This is a genomic window from Pedobacter jamesrossensis, assembly GCF_042650905.1.
Lineage (GTDB): Bacteria > Bacteroidota > Bacteroidia > Sphingobacteriales > Sphingobacteriaceae > Pedobacter > Pedobacter jamesrossensis.
In genome coordinates, this window is record NZ_JBHSBY010000114.1 from 1 (window position 1) to 15,221 (window position 15,221).

13 protein-coding genes are annotated in these 15,221 nt (G+C 35.2%); 7 read left to right on the plus strand and 6 right to left on the minus strand.

Going from position 1 to position 15,221, the window contains the following annotated elements; all coding sequences use genetic code 11:
- Nucleotides 1-122 precede the first annotated feature (122 nt).
- The 3 genes from rplI to rpsF are packed head-to-tail and all read right to left on the minus strand — an operon-like array spanning nucleotide 123 to nucleotide 1,197.
- The gene (gene rplI / locus ACFOUY_RS11765; protein WP_378960838.1) at nucleotides 123-566 is read right to left on the minus strand and encodes a 50S ribosomal protein L9; all 444 of its coding nucleotides are present in this window, start codon (nucleotides 564-566) and stop codon (nucleotides 123-125) included.
- A gap of 11 nt (nucleotides 567-577) precedes the next feature.
- Entirely contained in the window at nucleotides 578-841 is a 264-nt protein-coding gene (gene rpsR, locus ACFOUY_RS11770; RefSeq protein ID WP_056093004.1) for a 30S ribosomal protein S18, read from the minus strand.
- Nucleotides 841-1,197 carry a 30S ribosomal protein S6 gene (gene rpsF / locus ACFOUY_RS11775; RefSeq protein WP_316759519.1) on the minus strand — a complete coding sequence of 119 codons (357 nt, stop codon included), beginning with the start codon at nucleotides 1,195-1,197 and terminating at the stop codon, nucleotides 841-843. The genes rpsR and rpsF overlap by 1 nt, the downstream gene beginning before the upstream one ends.
- 268 nt (nucleotides 1,198-1,465) lie before the next feature.
- On the opposite strand from rpsF, the gene ACFOUY_RS11780 reads away from it, so the two are divergent.
- The gene (locus tag ACFOUY_RS11780) at nucleotides 1,466-2,017 is read left to right on the plus strand and encodes a hypothetical protein (RefSeq protein ID WP_378960842.1); all 552 of its coding nucleotides are present in this window, start codon (nucleotides 1,466-1,468) and stop codon (nucleotides 2,015-2,017) included.
- Nucleotides 2,018-2,089: 72 nt separating this feature from the next.
- Here the strand turns inward: ACFOUY_RS11780 and ACFOUY_RS11785 are convergent, their stop codons facing one another.
- A complete protein-coding gene (locus tag ACFOUY_RS11785; RefSeq protein WP_378960843.1) occupies nucleotides 2,090-2,683 on the minus strand; it encodes a hypothetical protein in 594 nt (197 codons plus the stop codon).
- A 172-nt stretch (nucleotides 2,684-2,855) separates the two neighbouring features.
- On the opposite strand from ACFOUY_RS11785, the gene ACFOUY_RS11790 reads away from it, so the two are divergent.
- Together ACFOUY_RS11790 and ACFOUY_RS11795 are read left to right on the plus strand one after the other, a co-directional pair.
- On the plus strand, nucleotides 2,856-3,728 hold the full coding sequence (locus ACFOUY_RS11790) for a helix-turn-helix domain-containing protein (RefSeq protein ID WP_378960845.1): 873 nt from the start codon (nucleotides 2,856-2,858) through the stop codon (nucleotides 3,726-3,728).
- Nucleotides 3,729-3,923: 195 nt separating this feature from the next.
- Nucleotides 3,924-5,756 (plus strand): DNA polymerase III subunit gamma/tau, encoded by a 1,833-nt coding sequence (locus tag ACFOUY_RS11795; RefSeq protein WP_378960847.1) that lies wholly within the window; start codon nucleotides 3,924-3,926, stop codon nucleotides 5,754-5,756.
- A 76-nt stretch (nucleotides 5,757-5,832) separates the two neighbouring features.
- On the opposite strand, the gene ACFOUY_RS11800 is transcribed toward ACFOUY_RS11795, so the two are convergent.
- Nucleotides 5,833-6,240, minus strand: a complete 408-nt coding sequence (locus tag ACFOUY_RS11800; RefSeq protein ID WP_378960849.1) for a hypothetical protein — start codon at nucleotides 6,238-6,240, stop codon at nucleotides 5,833-5,835.
- A gap of 124 nt (nucleotides 6,241-6,364) precedes the next feature.
- Entirely contained in the window at nucleotides 6,365-8,584 is a 2,220-nt protein-coding gene (locus tag ACFOUY_RS11805; protein WP_378960851.1) for an NADP-dependent isocitrate dehydrogenase, read from the minus strand.
- Between the two features lie 285 nt (nucleotides 8,585-8,869).
- On the opposite strand from ACFOUY_RS11805, the gene ACFOUY_RS11810 reads away from it, so the two are divergent.
- The 4 genes from ACFOUY_RS11810 to ACFOUY_RS11825 all read left to right on the plus strand — a co-directional run bounded on the left by ACFOUY_RS11810 (nucleotide 8,870) and on the right by ACFOUY_RS11825 (nucleotide 15,027).
- A complete protein-coding gene (locus ACFOUY_RS11810; protein ID WP_378960852.1) occupies nucleotides 8,870-10,069 on the plus strand; it encodes an ankyrin repeat domain-containing protein in 1,200 nt (399 codons plus the stop codon).
- A gap of 21 nt (nucleotides 10,070-10,090) precedes the next feature.
- Entirely contained in the window at nucleotides 10,091-11,425 is a 1,335-nt protein-coding gene (locus ACFOUY_RS11815) for an ankyrin repeat domain-containing protein (protein ID WP_378960854.1), read from the plus strand.
- Nucleotides 11,426-11,560: 135 nt separating this feature from the next.
- On the plus strand, nucleotides 11,561-12,880 hold the full coding sequence (locus ACFOUY_RS11820) for a PQQ-dependent sugar dehydrogenase (protein ID WP_378960856.1): 1,320 nt from the start codon (nucleotides 11,561-11,563) through the stop codon (nucleotides 12,878-12,880).
- A 98-nt stretch (nucleotides 12,881-12,978) separates the two neighbouring features.
- Complete coding sequence (locus ACFOUY_RS11825; protein ID WP_378960857.1) at nucleotides 12,979-15,027, plus strand: TonB-dependent receptor; 2,049 nt, start codon at nucleotides 12,979-12,981, stop codon at nucleotides 15,025-15,027.
- Nucleotides 15,028-15,221: the final 194 nt, after the last annotated feature.

The window sequence follows — 15,221 nt, forward strand, 5'->3', positions numbered from 1 at the left end:
ACTTAAATATCTGAAATTCAGTGAAATAAATCAAATTTAAACAGGACGAAAATTAATTTTTTTTCCACAAAAAAGAGACTGCCTTTTTGAGACAGCCTCTTTTTTATACTGTTTAAGATTGCTTATTCAGCGATTACTGAGAAAGGAACCTGAACTTTCACTTCTTTGTGTAAGTTTAAGTTAGCGATATAATCTCCAACAAATTTAGGTTCAGTTTCAAAAGTAATACGACGACGGTCAACATCAAAACCTTGATTTTTTAATGCCTCAGCAATTTGGATAGTGTTAACAGCACCAAATATTTTACCGCTTTCGCCAGCTTTAGCACCGATAGAAAGTTTAACATCTGTTAAACGCTCAGCAATACCTTCAGCATCTTTTTTAATTTTATCTTGTTTAAAAGCAGCTTGCTTTAAGTTTTCAGCTAATACTTTCTTTGCAGAAACTGTAGCTAAAGATGCAAATCCTTGCGGAATTAAATAGTTACGACCATAACCTGGTTTTACCGTAACGATATCGTCTTTCTCGCCTAATGATTTAATATCTTGTTTTAAAATAATTTCCATATCAAATCCTCCTATTTTAATTGGTCAGCAACGAAAGGTAACAAACCGATGTGACGAGCACGTTTAACGGCCTGAGCCACTTTACGTTGAAATTTTAACGAAGTACCAGTTAAACGGCGTGGTAATAATTTACCTTGATCGTTAATGAATTTTAACAAAAAGTTTGCGTCTTTGTAATCAATGTATTTAATACCGTTTTTTCTGAAACGGCAATATTTTTTACGGTTATCCTCTACTTTAGGGGCAGTAACGTATTGTATTTGTTCTCTTGCCATTACGCTGCAACCTCCTTAGTTTTTTTGTTAAACGCACCGCTGCGTTTTTTAGCGTTATAAGCAACTGCATGTTTATCTAACCTGATGGTTAAGAAACGAAGCACACGCTCATCACGTTTTAATTGTAACTCTAATTTAGCAATCAAATCACCTGGAGCACTATACTCAGTTAAGTTGAAAAATCCGTTTGATTTTTTAGCGATCGGATACGCTAATTTTCTTAAACCCCAATTATCTTCGTGGATAATTTCGGCACCGCCATCAGTAAGAACTGCTTTGAATTTAGCCATAGCCTCTTTCGCAACATCTTCTGATAACAACGGGGTTAGAACGATAACAGTTTCGTACTGATTCATTGTTATAAAATTTTTAATTTTTAATCCCGAGGTATATTACGGGGACGCAAAAGTAACAATATATTTCTTAAAATCAAAGCTTTAATCAGAAAAACGAACTAAAACCATTTGATAAAATCTTCATAAGCAGCTGAATACTTATCTAAACTTCAAATTCAGCATTTAAAAGCTATTATATTAAAATAGATTTTTCTAAGCCAACATTTTAATCGGCCCAATCTTTGCTCTTATCGAATCTTAATTTTATTCCAAAATCCCTATTTAGATTATGAACAAACTACAAGCACTATCCAAAAAAATCTGCATTTTCTTTTCTGCAATTATCATCCTTTTCTTATCAGCTTGCTCTGAAACTCCAGAGAAATTCTTTGATATCGCCATCCTGAATACAAATATGATTAACGATTTCGCAAGCCCGGATTTGGCTCGTCATATTAATGATGAAACAAAAGAATTCCCGGATATTCCATCAAGCAAAAAGAACGGAACTGAAGCGGCTGCGAACATCAAAAACAAAATTTTATATTTAGAGCAATCTTTAGATAAAGTGAAAAAGCTTTCCGCTTCCGGAGCTGAAGAGGAAGAGATTAAAAAGCTTTCTACGCAGCTATATGAATTGGTAATCCCTGTTTATAAAAATGAATACCTGGCTTATGCTAAACTTTGCGACAGTAAGGGCAGTGATGATGAAAAAGATGCAATGATTAAAAATATTGATCAAAAGTATGGAGAACGTTTTGAGCAAAATTTCAATGCCTTAATGGATAAAGGGAAAGTTTACGCAAAAGAAAACAACATTCAGGTTAACTGGGGAAAGTAAATAAAAAACTATTCAACAAAAAAGGGATTATCTGAAAAGATAATCCCTAATTAATTTAAATATTTAATTGAATTAGCGAATTTGAACTGTTTTTACAACTTCCTGATCTTTCGATGTTACAACAAAAGTTAATTCTTTACCGTAAGATTTTAATGTATCGAAACGTTTTACCAATTTAGATTTATTAGTAAAGGTTTCTTTATAAAGTTCATCATTATACTCATTATAAATTTGAACATCAATCGGTCCATTGTCTGCATTATCAAGAGTAAGGGTTATTAATGAGTTTTCTTTTGTAATAATAGGTTTGAAAATATTTTTAATTGTTGGCTCTGAAATCACTGCTTTGTTACCCGCAATCACAATTTTGTATTCTGCTAACTTCGAATCAGATTCTACATTAAGCACATATTCACCATCTGGCAAAGCATTCAAATCGTAAGTTTTTGTAGAAGCACCTGTTGAATGAATATTTTCTTGGAATAAAACTTCACTATTAGCTTCTCTTATTGATAAATTGATATCAGAAGCCTCATCGATAAAAAAGCGAATAGATTTATTATCTTCTGCTTTTACTTTAAGTGAGTAAACCTCGTCGTTTGCGTATGTTGCCGATGCAGTAAACATTGTTGCTGCTAGAAGGCTGATTTTTAGTAAATTTTTCATGATCAATAATTTTTAAGGGTTTGTAATTATTTGATAATGCTAAATTACCACTGTTTCAGGCACATAGTTGATTCCATATTTTCCAATAACTATGCTATTTTACCCGTAAATTACACATTCATATACAAACCCAGCAATTAAGCATATTTTATTTCTTATTTTTGAAGTAGAAATGAAAAAAATCAGACCAAGTTTTGAAGTTGTAGAGCCCTCTTTCGGAAGCTCATTTTATTATTCGAAATATGTGGAAAATGCCAATAACAAAGCACACTTATGGCATTATCATCCCGAAATTGAAATGGTTTTTGTTAATGGCGGTTCCGGAAAGCGGCAAATTGGTAGCCATGTATCTTATTATACCGATGGGGATTTAATTTTGATTGGGAGCAATTTGCCTCATTGTGGCTTCACTGACACACACACTGGAAACAAAAATGAAACCGTTATTCAGATGAAACCTGATTTTTTAGGAAATGATTTCCTTAAACTTCAGGAAGTAAAACCAATACTCGAACTATTTGACAAAGCAAAGGGAGGAATTGCTTTTGGTGCAGAGGCAATACAGGCAGTTGGAAGCCGCATTGAAAAAATGGAAAGCCAACCACCTTTTGAAAGACTCCTAACTTTATTGAGTGTTTTAAAAGAGCTGGAGAAATCTGCTGACTTCAAAATCCTAAATGCTTCAGGCTTTTCTATGGAAATGCAAGTTCAGGACAACGACAGAATTAATATGGTTTTTAATTATGTAAAAGATCATTTTCTTGAAGAAATTAGTTTAGAATCAATAGCAGATATGACGAGCATGACTGTTCCTTCATTTTGCCGCTATTTTAAAAAGATAACTAAAAAGACTTTCACAAAATTTGTAAATGAATACCGGATTGTACATGCTTCAAAGCTTTTGGCAGAAAAACCAATGAGTATTGCTAATATTTGTTTTGAAAGCGGCTTTCATAATTTTAGTCACTTTAACAAACTTTTTAAGGAGTTTACCGGAAAAAGTGCATCGCAGTATAGGCAAGAATTAAAGGCGGTGATTAAATAGGTCGTGTTTATTAGTTGCTAGAAATCGTTGAATTGTTATTTGCTATATGAAATGGCTGTTTCATTGACGTAAACTGATAACTATCAACGAAAAACTGTAAACCGATAACTGTAAACTGATAACTAGCCATTGCTAACTTTTCAACATTTCATTATTTCAACCTACAACATCTAAATTTTTCCTATTTTCGTGGCGATGGAAAATTTTATTGTTTCTGCCCGTAAATATCGTCCGGCAACGTTTGAAACCGTTGTTGGCCAGCAGCATATTACAGGTACGCTAAAAAATGCCATCAAAAACAACCAATTAGCACAAGCTTTTTTATTCTGCGGTCCGCGTGGAGTTGGTAAAACCACCTGTGCCCGTATTCTTGCAAAAACCATAAACTGTACTAATCCTACAGCAGAAATGGAAGCCTGCGGACAATGTGAAAATTGCGTTTCGTTTCAAACAGGTCATTCTTTTAACATACATGAATTAGATGCGGCATCAAACAACTCTGTTGATGATATTCGTAGTCTGATTGAACAAGTTCGCATACCGCCACAAGCTGGCAAATATAAAATCTATATTATTGATGAGGTTCACATGCTTTCGGCAAACGCATTTAATGCTTTTCTGAAGACCTTAGAAGAACCGCCATCTTATGCAATTTTTATTCTTGCAACTACAGAGAAACATAAAATTTTGCCAACAATTTTATCCCGTTGCCAGATTTTTGATTTCAACAGAATTCAGGTTGAAGACATTTCTAACCACTTAGCAACAATTGCAAGTCGCGAAAATATTGAATTCGAAGCCGACGGTTTACATATCATTGCTCAAAAAGCAGATGGCGGTTTACGAGATGCGCTTTCGATGTTTGACCAGATTGCCAGTTACGCTAATAAAAATATTACCTATAAGGCCGTAATTGATAACCTGAACATATTAGATTATGATTATTTCTTTAAGCTTACCTCGTACTTAACCGCAGCAGAAGTTAGCCAGACATTACTTTTATTTGATGAAATATTAAATAATGGTTTCGATGGAAATAACTTTATTAATGGCTTGGCTACGCACTTCCGTAATTTATTGGTGGGCAAAGATGGTGCAACCATTAAGCTTTTAGAAGTAAGCGAAAACATTAAGCAAAAATACCTGGAGCAATGCAAGCAAACAGAACTTTCGTTCTTATTAACCGCATTAAATCTTGCTAATAATTGCGACTTAAACTATAAGAATTCTAAAAACCAACGTTTACAGGTTGAGCTGGCACTGATAAAAATGTGCCACATTCGATCCGTCGTGCATCTGGCGCAGCAACCTTTAAACATTAGTAACACAGCAACTGACCAAGATCAGGATAAAAAAAAAACTAATGTCGTAGCTGAAAAAGCTTCTCCATCTGAAAGCGAAAACCTTTTACAAGAAGAAAGGCTAAAGGCTAAAACCCAAAGCCCATCATCATCAAATAGCTCGACAGCTTCAAGCCCTACCAGTCCTGCTATAGAAGAAAAACCAAGAGTTGCTCCAATTCCATCGGCTACATCTATAAGTATAAAAATTCCAAAGGTAAATCTGGGAAATACACTAATTCCATCGTTAAATGATTTGGAACGTGTTGCCAATGGTGAGGATGATGGAACACCTAAAACCGTTACAGGAGAAGCCCGTCAGGCTTTTACTTACGAAAGGCTTTTGGAAGTATGGAATCGTTATATACAGATTTTAAAAGAAACAGATAAAATAAACTTGTTTACCATTTTAAACAATTTTGCACCAACCTTACTAAGTCCAACTTTAATTCAAATTTCTGTTGAAAGTAAAACGCAGGAACAGTTCATTGTTCAGGAATCTGTAGAACTGATGAACTTTTTAAGAAATGAGCTACAAAATTTCGCTGTCGATATTACTTTTAAACAGATGGAGCGTAAACTGGAAAACAGACTCTATGGAAATCGGGAGAAATATGATTATCTGGTTAATAAAAACCCTAAGCTTGAGGAACTGAGGAAAAGATTTAATCTTGATGTAAATCCATAAGATAATTTACGATTGGGAATTTTTAGTTTTCAACCAGCAACTGTAGGCTACCAGCTGAAAACTACAAACTCAAAAACTATTTCTGTGGCAAATCATTAATCGGATAACCTTCTTCATCCAAATCATCACGGTTGTCTTCATCTGTACGTGCCAAAATTTCATCCTCAGGACTTAACTTTACGCTTTCGCCATTATCAACATGCATCCCTAATTCTTCCAGATTGTCATCTGCAATTTCATCATTCCTGGCATATTCATCACCCACATAAGGGTTTGCTTCATCGTAGGTAGAATCGTCATCTACTGCACCCGCAGCAACAGTTTCGTAACCCATCGGATGATCGTAATCTTTATCCTCACTTTTTACATCCAACTCATAGCTGTGCTTATGTTTATCATAAGATAAATTTTCTTTATCGATTTCGCTATTTTGCGTGGTGCTATGAATTTTATCCTGTGAACCTTTATTTTCGTTATCTGCCATGATGTATGTTTTAATTTATATAAATATAACAAAAAGAGGTGGCTTAGGTTTTGAGATTCGAAAAAAATGAAAACAAAAAAGCCTGACTATTTTCATAATCAGGCTTGGTATTTTTAATTAATTCTTACAAACTTGCTAAAGCAGCATTTAAAGTTGCACTTGGACGCATTGCTTTTTCAGTTAATTCATCATTAGGATTATAATAGCCGCCAATGTTTTGAGGCTTACCCTGAGCACCAATTAACTCTTCATTTATTCTGGCTTCGTTTTCCGTTAAAGCTTTTGCTAAAGGCCCAAATCTAGCTTTCAAATCTGCATCTTTAGTTTGAGCAGCTAAGGCTTCTGCCCAATATAGAGCTAAATAGAAATGAGAACCACGGTTGTCAATAGTTCCTAACTTACGACCTGGAGATTTATCAGTAGCTAAAAATTTAGCATTTGCCTCATCTAAAGCATCGGCCAAAACTTGTGCTTTTGCATTATTTTGCGTTTGCGATAAATGTTCTAAGGAAGCTTGAAGCGCTAAGAATTCGCCAAGTGAATCCCAGCGTAAATAGCCTTCTGAGATAAACTGTTCGATATGTTTTGGTGCAGAACCACCAGCTCCGGTCTCAAACAAACCACCACCATTCATTAAAGGAACAATAGAAAGCATTTTAGCAGATGTACCTAATTCTAAAATCGGGAATAAATCTGTTAAGTAGTCGCGAAGAACGTTACCAGTTACCGAAATTGTATCCTCACCTTTACGAATGCGCTCTAAGGTAAATTTAGTGGCTTCAACAGGTGCCAAAATGCGAATGTCTAGCCCAGCAGTATCAAAATCTTTTAAGTATTTATTTACTTTAGCGATAATTTCTCTATCGTGTGCTCTGTTCTCATCTAACCAGAAAACTGCAGGTGTTTCAGATAAACGAGCTCTGTTTACTGCAAGTTTAACCCAATCCTGAATTGGTGCATCTTTAGTTTGACACATACGGAAAATATCGCCCTGTTCAACCTTCTGGTCGAAAAACACTTTACCATCTGCATCAGTAACCTGGATTTTTCCGTTTCCCGTAGCCTGGAAAGTTTTATCGTGAGAACCATATTCCTCAGCTTTTTGAGCCATTAAACCCACATTTGGTACAGAACCCATTGTGGTAACATCAAAAGCACCGTTTGTTTTACAGTCGTCAATTGTTGCTGTGTAAATACCAGCATAACAACGGTCAGGTATTAAAGCTAAAGTATCTTGAGCTTTTCCGTCTTTATTCCACATTTGACCTGAAGTACGAATCATTGCTGGCATAGAAGCATCAACAATTACATCACTTGGAACGTGTAGGTTGGTAATTCCTTTATCAGAATTTACCATTGCTAAAGCTGGTCCATTTGCAATTGCCGCAGCTAAATCAGCTTCAACTGCCGCTTGTTCCGGCTTGCCAGCAATTTTCGCATAAACATCACCTAAACCATTACGTGTATCAATGTTTAATTTTTTAAAAAGTTCTGCGTATTTAGCAAAAACATCTGCAAAATAAACTTCCACAATTGCTCCGAAAATAATTGGGTCAGAAACCTTCATCATCGTTGCTTTTAAGTGTGCTGATAATAAAACACCAGAAGCTTTTGCTTCTTGAATTGCTGCAGCCACAAAAGTTTTTAAAGCCGATAAACTCAATGCAGAGCTATCGATAACTTCGCCGGCTTTTAACGGCGCTAAACCTTTTAATTCGGTTACGGCTCCATCTGCAGCAACAAATTCAATTTTAAACTGACTTGCATCAGCAATCGTTACAGATTTTTCTGAACCATAAAAATCGCCTTCACTCATGCTGGCAACTTTAGTTTTAGAATCTGCCGACCATTTACCCATTGAATGCGGGTTTTGCTTAGCATAATTTTTAACTGCTTTAGGTGCTCTTCTGTCAGAATTACCTTCGCGTAAAACCGGGTTTACAGCCGAACCTAAAACTTTAGCATATTTTGCTTTGATAGCTTTTTCTTCATCAGTTTGTGCATTATCCGGATAATCTGGAAGCGCAAAACCTTGCGATTGCAACTCCGTAATTGCATCAACTAACTGTGGAATAGAAGCTGAAATATTTGGTAATTTAATAATGTTGGCTTCAGGTGTTGTTGCCAAAGCACCAAGTTCAGCTAAAGCATCACCAATTTTTTGGTCATCTTTTAAATATTCCGGAAAGTTTGCCAAAATTCTTCCCGCTAACGAAATGTCTCTGGTTTCTACATCAATACCTGCTGATGCGGTAAAAGCTTGCACAATAGGTAACAACGAATAAGTAGCCAGCATTGGCGCTTCATCTGTTTTGGTGTAGATGATTTTTGATGTATTTGACATGGTATATTTGATTTTTTACTATTTAATTTAATGAAACAATTAGAATTTTGATTAAAACTCATCTTTTTTTAAAATCGCCTAAAGATAAAATAATCGATTGAATTAAGGAACATCCTAATGTTATTTGTATTTTAATCACCAAGAGATTTTAGAAGTAATTATTCAAAAAATTAAACGTTTTTAAACAAAAAAGTTTTAAAAACCATAAATATGTAAATATAAAGCGTAGATTTTTATGAAGCATTTACGCCTAAAAAAATGGCATTTTAACATTATAAAACAACTATGAATCAAGATTTAGAGAAACTTTTATACGAAAATAAATTTACAGAAGCAGCCGAAATGGTTAATACAGGCCATAAGCTACCAAAAACGTTACTCCCCCATCAGCTATCGCAAATTTTCGATAACCTGTTCAAAGCAGAACAATATGAACTGATACTTCATTTTGTTAAGGATAAAACCATCGAAACAGACATATATGAGTTCGATAATTTTGAAAGAAGTGTTTTTCAAACTGTTGAAAGGCATTTAAAAACAGACGAAAATGGGCTCACATTTTTCAGGGATTTTATTTCGAGGTTCGAAAACCTTAATGATGAGGTTTCAACCCAAACGCTATTGGGTTACTTTTTGGAAAAACTTGTTTCAGCCGACTTGATTAAAATATTGATTGAAACAGGCTGCAACGTTAATTTTAAAAACAATGCAGAAGAAACCTACATACATCAAATCATCAGGAATAATCAAAGAAGATATGATCTTGATGACGAAGCTCTGAATGATTTAAAAATTTCTTATATCAATATTTTTCTTGATGAAGGGCTAGATATTAATGCAGAAAATATTGTAGGTAAAACACCTTTAATACAAGCGATAGAGTCTAATAAGCCGAAACTAATAGCTTTTCTTATGGAGCATGGAGCAGATGCTAATCATCTGGATAAAACAGGAAATTCGGCTTTCTTTTATGCCGTAGCGCATCTGCAGTCTGTTGAAATGTATGCTAAAATGAGCGCCTTCACTCAACCGCAGTTAGATGTTTTAAATAAGGATCAGGTTACTATACTTTTTGATTACTTAAGAATGATTTCCCCTTCAGCCAATGGAATATTGTTACTTAAAAAATTAATTGAAGATGGTGCAGACCTATATCAGCCGAGCATTTATTATGGCAAAGAAAAAACTCCAATGGATTTAATTGCCGAGAAACCAACTGAACTTTTAGAAGCCATAATAGAAACTGGTCAGGTAGATGTAAATCGAGGTGACGATAATGGTAATACACTTTTACATAAGGTTTGTGCATTCAACGTAAATTACGATGCATCAAACGCAAAAGAAACCTATAAAAAAGTTAAACTGTTAATTGAAAACGGAGCTGATGTTTCGATTACAAATGATCAGGATCAAACGGCATTAATGCTGGCTTCTGATGATAATTTAAAAATTAAAACGGTAGAACTTTTAATGAAACAATCTTAATCTTTTAGAAAAAATATGTCAATGTCATTCATAATTGCCTGCGAAAGTGGCAAAAGAAAAATAGCTGAGCTTTTACTTAATAACAAAGAGGTTGAGATAGGCTATACCGATGAAAAAGGAAGAACGGCCTTACACTATGCTGCTCACCGAGGCTACCTGGATTTGGTACAAATTTTAATAGAACAAGGAGCAGATTTAGATTACGAAGATCATGCCGGAGAAACACCACTTTACTTTGCCATATTACAAAAACAGAAACAAACTGCCCTGTATCTTCTAGAAAAAGGTGCCAAAACAACCATCAAGGATTTTAAGGGAAATAGTTTAATGCACCTCATTGCTCAAAATGGGCAGATAGAAATTTTAGATAAACTTTTGTTAGAGGGCTTGAATGTCAATAGCGAAAACAATGAGGGCCAAACCCCACTACTTATTGCAGCAATTTGGAGAAATAAAGCAATTGCGGAGAAACTGATATCTCATGGAGCAGATATAAACACGCAAGACAAACAGGGGAATTCGCCTTTGCTATTCGCTGTAAAGTCTAAAAACATAAGCATCGTCGAGTTTATACTTGATAATGGAGGCAATATTAACCATATAAACCATGAAGGTGAATCGGCATTGTTATTAGCTTGCTTCGATTCAAACAGAATGTTGACCAAAATTTTGATAGATAAAGGTGCTGATATTTTCGTTTCTTCAAAAAATGGCCTCTCTCCTATTTGGTACGCCAGTAGTCATAATCAAAAAGAAATTGTGGAACTTTTTTTAACAAATGGTGTTGATGTAAATTACGCCAAACCATTATCTGGCAATGACGATTCCCTATATTCATACCTTGATTGGGTGGAAACAGCCAATAATATTTCGATTTCTTCAAGTTTCTCTTTCGATAGCAACTACCAGTATGGAGGAGAAAGCATGTTACACGTTGCAGCGAAAAGCGGTCATTTAGGTATGCTGAAATTACTCTTAGAGAAAGGTGCTAATCCAAACATTCAGGATGAAAGCGGAAACACCGCTCTACACTATGCAGCAGTAAACGGTAAAAAAGACACTGTTAAGTTGTTATTAGAAAAATCAGCAGATCCAGCTATTACCAATGTGAAAGAACAAAAGCCCATTGATTATTCTAATATTAAAGGCTTTAATGAAATTACCGAGCAGCTTTTAAAATTCGGACCTTCTAATTTAGCGCAGCAGAAAGTAAATAATCCATTGCCAGTAGAGCCGGGGAAAAATGATATGAGCACTAAAAAGCAAGCCTTGTTAGATTTGAAAGAATTATTTGATGCTGGAATTTTATCTCAGGAAGAATTTAACGAAGAGAAAACTAAAATCTTAAAAGGATAAGTTAACTTTTTAATATGCTAATTAACCATAAAAGTTGTGCTAAAAACCTTTTGCTTTTTACTTTATCAAAAACAAGTGCTTGACTTTGATGTTATCTTTCAGACAATTTAACCTAAATATCAAGAAATATTTAAGATGAAAAAACATTTATTTTATGGCTTAGCCATTACCTCAACCACGATATTTGGTTGTCAGTCAAAATCCGGCTCTGAACAACAGGGTGATTCGACATCGATAACAACGCAATCAGAACAGGTAACATTACCAGCTCCAGACACTGCGGCATCAAAAAATAAATTCAGCAAGGTTATTGGCTGGCCTGCGGGCAAAACACCTATTGCGCCAGAAGGTTTCGTGGTAACGAAATTTGCCTCGGATATTAAAAGTCCGAGAAATATGATTATCACACCAAATGGCGATGTTTTAGTTGTGCTAACGAATTCTGAGAGAAGTGCCGTCGAGGCCGTAGCAAATACCGTAACTGGTAAAGCAAAATCTGAAGTTCCGGGTAAGAGTGCAAATACGATTTTATTGTATCGCGATGCTGATAAAGATGGAATTGCAGAAACAGTTACTACTTTTTTAACTGGCCTAAATCAGCCTTATGGCATGGCTATTATTGGAAATAATTTTTATGTAGCCAATACAGACGGCCTTTTGCAATATCCTTATAAAACTGGCGACACAAAAATTACAGGCAATGGAAAGAAAATTTTAAGCTTGCCTGCCGGAGGCTACAATAACCACTGGACCAGAAATTTAATTACCAATGCAGATAAAAGCAAAATTTACATAACGGTTGGTTCTGGCAGTAATGTTGGTGAAAATGGAATGGAGAATGAAGTTCGACGTGCCAACATTTTAGAAATTAATCCTGATGGAACAGGAGAAAAAATTTATGCTAGTGGCTTGCGCAATCCTGTTGGAGTAGATTGGGCGCCAGGTACAAATATGCTTTGGACTGCTGTTAACGAACGTGATGGCTTAGGCGATGACCTTGTTCCAGATTACATCACCAGCGTAAAACAAGATGCATTTTATGGCTGGCCGTTTTCGTATTACGGACAAAATGAAGATCCGAGAATGAAAGGCAAAAATCCTGAATTAGTAAAGAAGGCAATTGCACCCGATGTCCCAGTGGGGTCACATACAGCATCTTTAGGTTTAGCTTTTTATAAAGGCACAAAATTCCCGGAAAAATATCAGGGCGGCGCATTTATTGGTCAGCATGGGTCCTGGAATCGTTCAGCTTTGAGTGGTTATAAAGTTGCGTTTGTTCCTTTTAAAAATGGCAAACCAATAGGTAAACCCGAAGATTTTTTAACTGGTTTTATTGCCAATGCAGAGAAAGGTGAGGTTTATGGCCGACCTGTTGGTGTAACCTTAACGCCTGATGGCGCATTATTGGTAGCAGATGATGTAAGCGGAATCGTATGGAAAGTAGCCGCTAAATAAGCTTATCCCCAGGTCCTCAATTCACAGATTTTAATCGTAATTTTAACGATGGTAAATCTGTGAATTTTTTGTTTAAATATCATCCTAAATCTTTCCGTTTGAAATTAGCTTTTACTTTTCTCTTTACAATTTTATCAGTTTCAATTTATGCACAGGTTAGCAAGCTGGATTCGGCTGCTAAACTAAAGGAGGTTGTTGTTAAAGGCTATTATAACAAGCAACCTATTTTGCGTTCCGTTTCTGCAGTTAGTTTAATTGATAGCAATTTGATTCGAAACCAGCAGAGTAGCTCGTTAGTTAGTACTTTTAATACCGTTCCGGGTGTTAGAATGGAAGAACGTTCCCCTGGAAGTTATAGGTTATCCTTAAGAGGAAGTTTATTGCGTTCGCCATTCGGAATAAGAAATATTAAAGTGTATGTTGATGATTTCCCATTAACTGATGCAGGAGGAAATACTTATTTGAATTTGATAGATGTAGCTTCTTTTAGTTCTATTGAAATTTACAAAGGTCCGGAAGCAAGTGTTTTTGGTGCTAATACTGGTGGCGCTATAATTGTGAATTCTCCGCCAATGAGAAACAATATCGAATTATCGTTAACAGGTGGTTCTTATGGTTTATTCCATCAAACGGCAAATGTTCAGCATCAATTTAAAAATTACAACTTTAGTGTTACCCAAGGCTATCAGCGAAGCGACGGTTACAGAGAGAACAGTAGAATGGAAAGGAAATATTTCCAAACCAATCAAGAATGGAACTATAGTCCTTCGGGCCTTTTAAAAGCTTTTATTTTCTACAGCGACTTAAGTTATCAAACTCCAGGTGGCTTGACGGCAGGGCAACTAGAACAAAATCCAAAGCAAGCCAGGCCAGCGACACCTGCAATCCCAGGTGCAATAACGCAACAAGCAGCTATTTATAATAAAACAATTTTTGCTGGCTTATCGAACACTTATCAAATCGATCAGCATTTCAAACATGTTGTGGCTTTGTTCACTTCTTATACAGATTTCAAAAACCCGTTTATTACCAATTATGAAAAGCGTTATGAAAGTACTTTAGGCTTGAGAACCTTTTTAGAATATGCAAAGAATACCGAGCATTTTAAATGGAATATGCAAGGCGGTATAGAGGCTGCAGAAACCAGAACACAGGTTAAAAACTTCGATAATAATGCTGGTTCTCCAGCAGCTATGCAGGCTTATGATGATTTAAAAGCCAATCAGAGTTTTGCTTTCCTGCGTTTGAATTTTGATATTGACAGTAAAATACTCGTTGAATTATCTTCAAGCCTAAATTTCTTCAACTATAAATACGAAAGCTTTTTCCCAATAATAGTTACTGAAAAACAACGGAAATTTTCTACTCAGCTAATGCCAAAGCTGGCGGTTTCCTACCTGTTAAGTCCAGAATTTTCTCTTCGGAGTTCTGTAAGTAAAGGTTATTCACCTCCTACCATTGCCGAGGTTCGTTCTTCTGATAATAATATAAATAATAATTTACAAGCCGAAAAAGGATGGAATTATGAATTGGGTTTGCGTTACAAAACCAAAAACAACCGTTTTTACGCAAATGGAAATATATTTAATTATCAATTAAAAGATGCGATTGTTAGAAGGTTAAACACAAACGATACCGAATATTTTATAAATGCAGGAGGTACAAATCAAAAAGGAATTGAAATAGAAGCCGCAATAACAATAATTAAGAACGATTCTGGTTTTTTAAACGAATTAAGATTTAGAAATAGTTATACTTTTAGCCATTATCGCTTCAAAGATTTTATTAGTGGAAATGCAAACTATTCTGGTAATAAATTAACTGGAGTACCAGAAAGTGTTTTAGTGAGCAGTTTAGAATTCAATTTCAAAAGTGGCTTTTATTTTTTTGGTCAACACAACTATACTTCGCCTATATCGCTCAATGATTTGAATACTGTTTTTGCAAATAAATATAATCTGGTGGAAGCTAAAGCTGGAATCAGAAATTTAAAAATCGGCAATAGCAGATTTGATTTTTTTGCCGGGATAAATAACTTATTTAATGAAAATTATAGTTTAGGAAATGATTTAAATGCAGCGAACAATCGTTATTTTAATGCAGCAGTAACCAGAAATTTTTATGCTGGCTTATCTGTAAAGTTATAACACCTCAGCTTATTACTACTCGTGGCGAAATAGTCAGATAAATTTACGGCAAAAATTAAAAAGCTTTTTCAAAAGCTACTTGGGCATTGCTTGTGGGAATGGGCATGAATACATTCCACTTCATGGTTTCACTGAAGATTATTGCGAGCGTGTTACCTCTTGAGCAGATAAGCTAATTCTCTGTACAGGTTTGG

Excerpts from the sequence above, each read along its gene's own strand:
- rplI (WP_378960838.1), bottom strand. The coding sequence starts at position 566 with ATGGAAATTATTTTAAAACAAGATATTAAATCATTAGGCGAGAAAGAC.
- rpsF (WP_316759519.1), bottom strand. The coding sequence starts at position 1,197 with ATGAATCAGTACGAAACTGTTATCGTTCTAACCCCGTTGTTATCAGAA.
- rpsR (WP_056093004.1), bottom strand. The coding sequence starts at position 841 with ATGGCAAGAGAACAAATACAATACGTTACTGCCCCTAAAGTAGAGGAT.
- ACFOUY_RS11805 (WP_378960851.1), bottom strand. The coding sequence starts at position 8,584 with ATGTCAAATACATCAAAAATCATCTACACCAAAACAGATGAAGCGCCA.
- ACFOUY_RS11810 (WP_378960852.1), top strand. The coding sequence starts at position 8,870 with ATGAATCAAGATTTAGAGAAACTTTTATACGAAAATAAATTTACAGAA.
- ACFOUY_RS11795 (WP_378960847.1), top strand. The coding sequence starts at position 3,924 with ATGGAAAATTTTATTGTTTCTGCCCGTAAATATCGTCCGGCAACGTTT.
- ACFOUY_RS11780 (WP_378960842.1), top strand. The coding sequence starts at position 1,466 with ATGAACAAACTACAAGCACTATCCAAAAAAATCTGCATTTTCTTTTCT.
- ACFOUY_RS11815 (WP_378960854.1), top strand. The coding sequence starts at position 10,091 with ATGTCATTCATAATTGCCTGCGAAAGTGGCAAAAGAAAAATAGCTGAG.
- ACFOUY_RS11800 (WP_378960849.1), bottom strand. The coding sequence starts at position 6,240 with ATGGCAGATAACGAAAATAAAGGTTCACAGGATAAAATTCATAGCACC.
- ACFOUY_RS11785 (WP_378960843.1), bottom strand. The coding sequence starts at position 2,683 with ATGAAAAATTTACTAAAAATCAGCCTTCTAGCAGCAACAATGTTTACT.
- ACFOUY_RS11820 (WP_378960856.1), top strand. The coding sequence starts at position 11,561 with ATGAAAAAACATTTATTTTATGGCTTAGCCATTACCTCAACCACGATA.
- ACFOUY_RS11790 (WP_378960845.1), top strand. The coding sequence starts at position 2,856 with ATGAAAAAAATCAGACCAAGTTTTGAAGTTGTAGAGCCCTCTTTCGGA.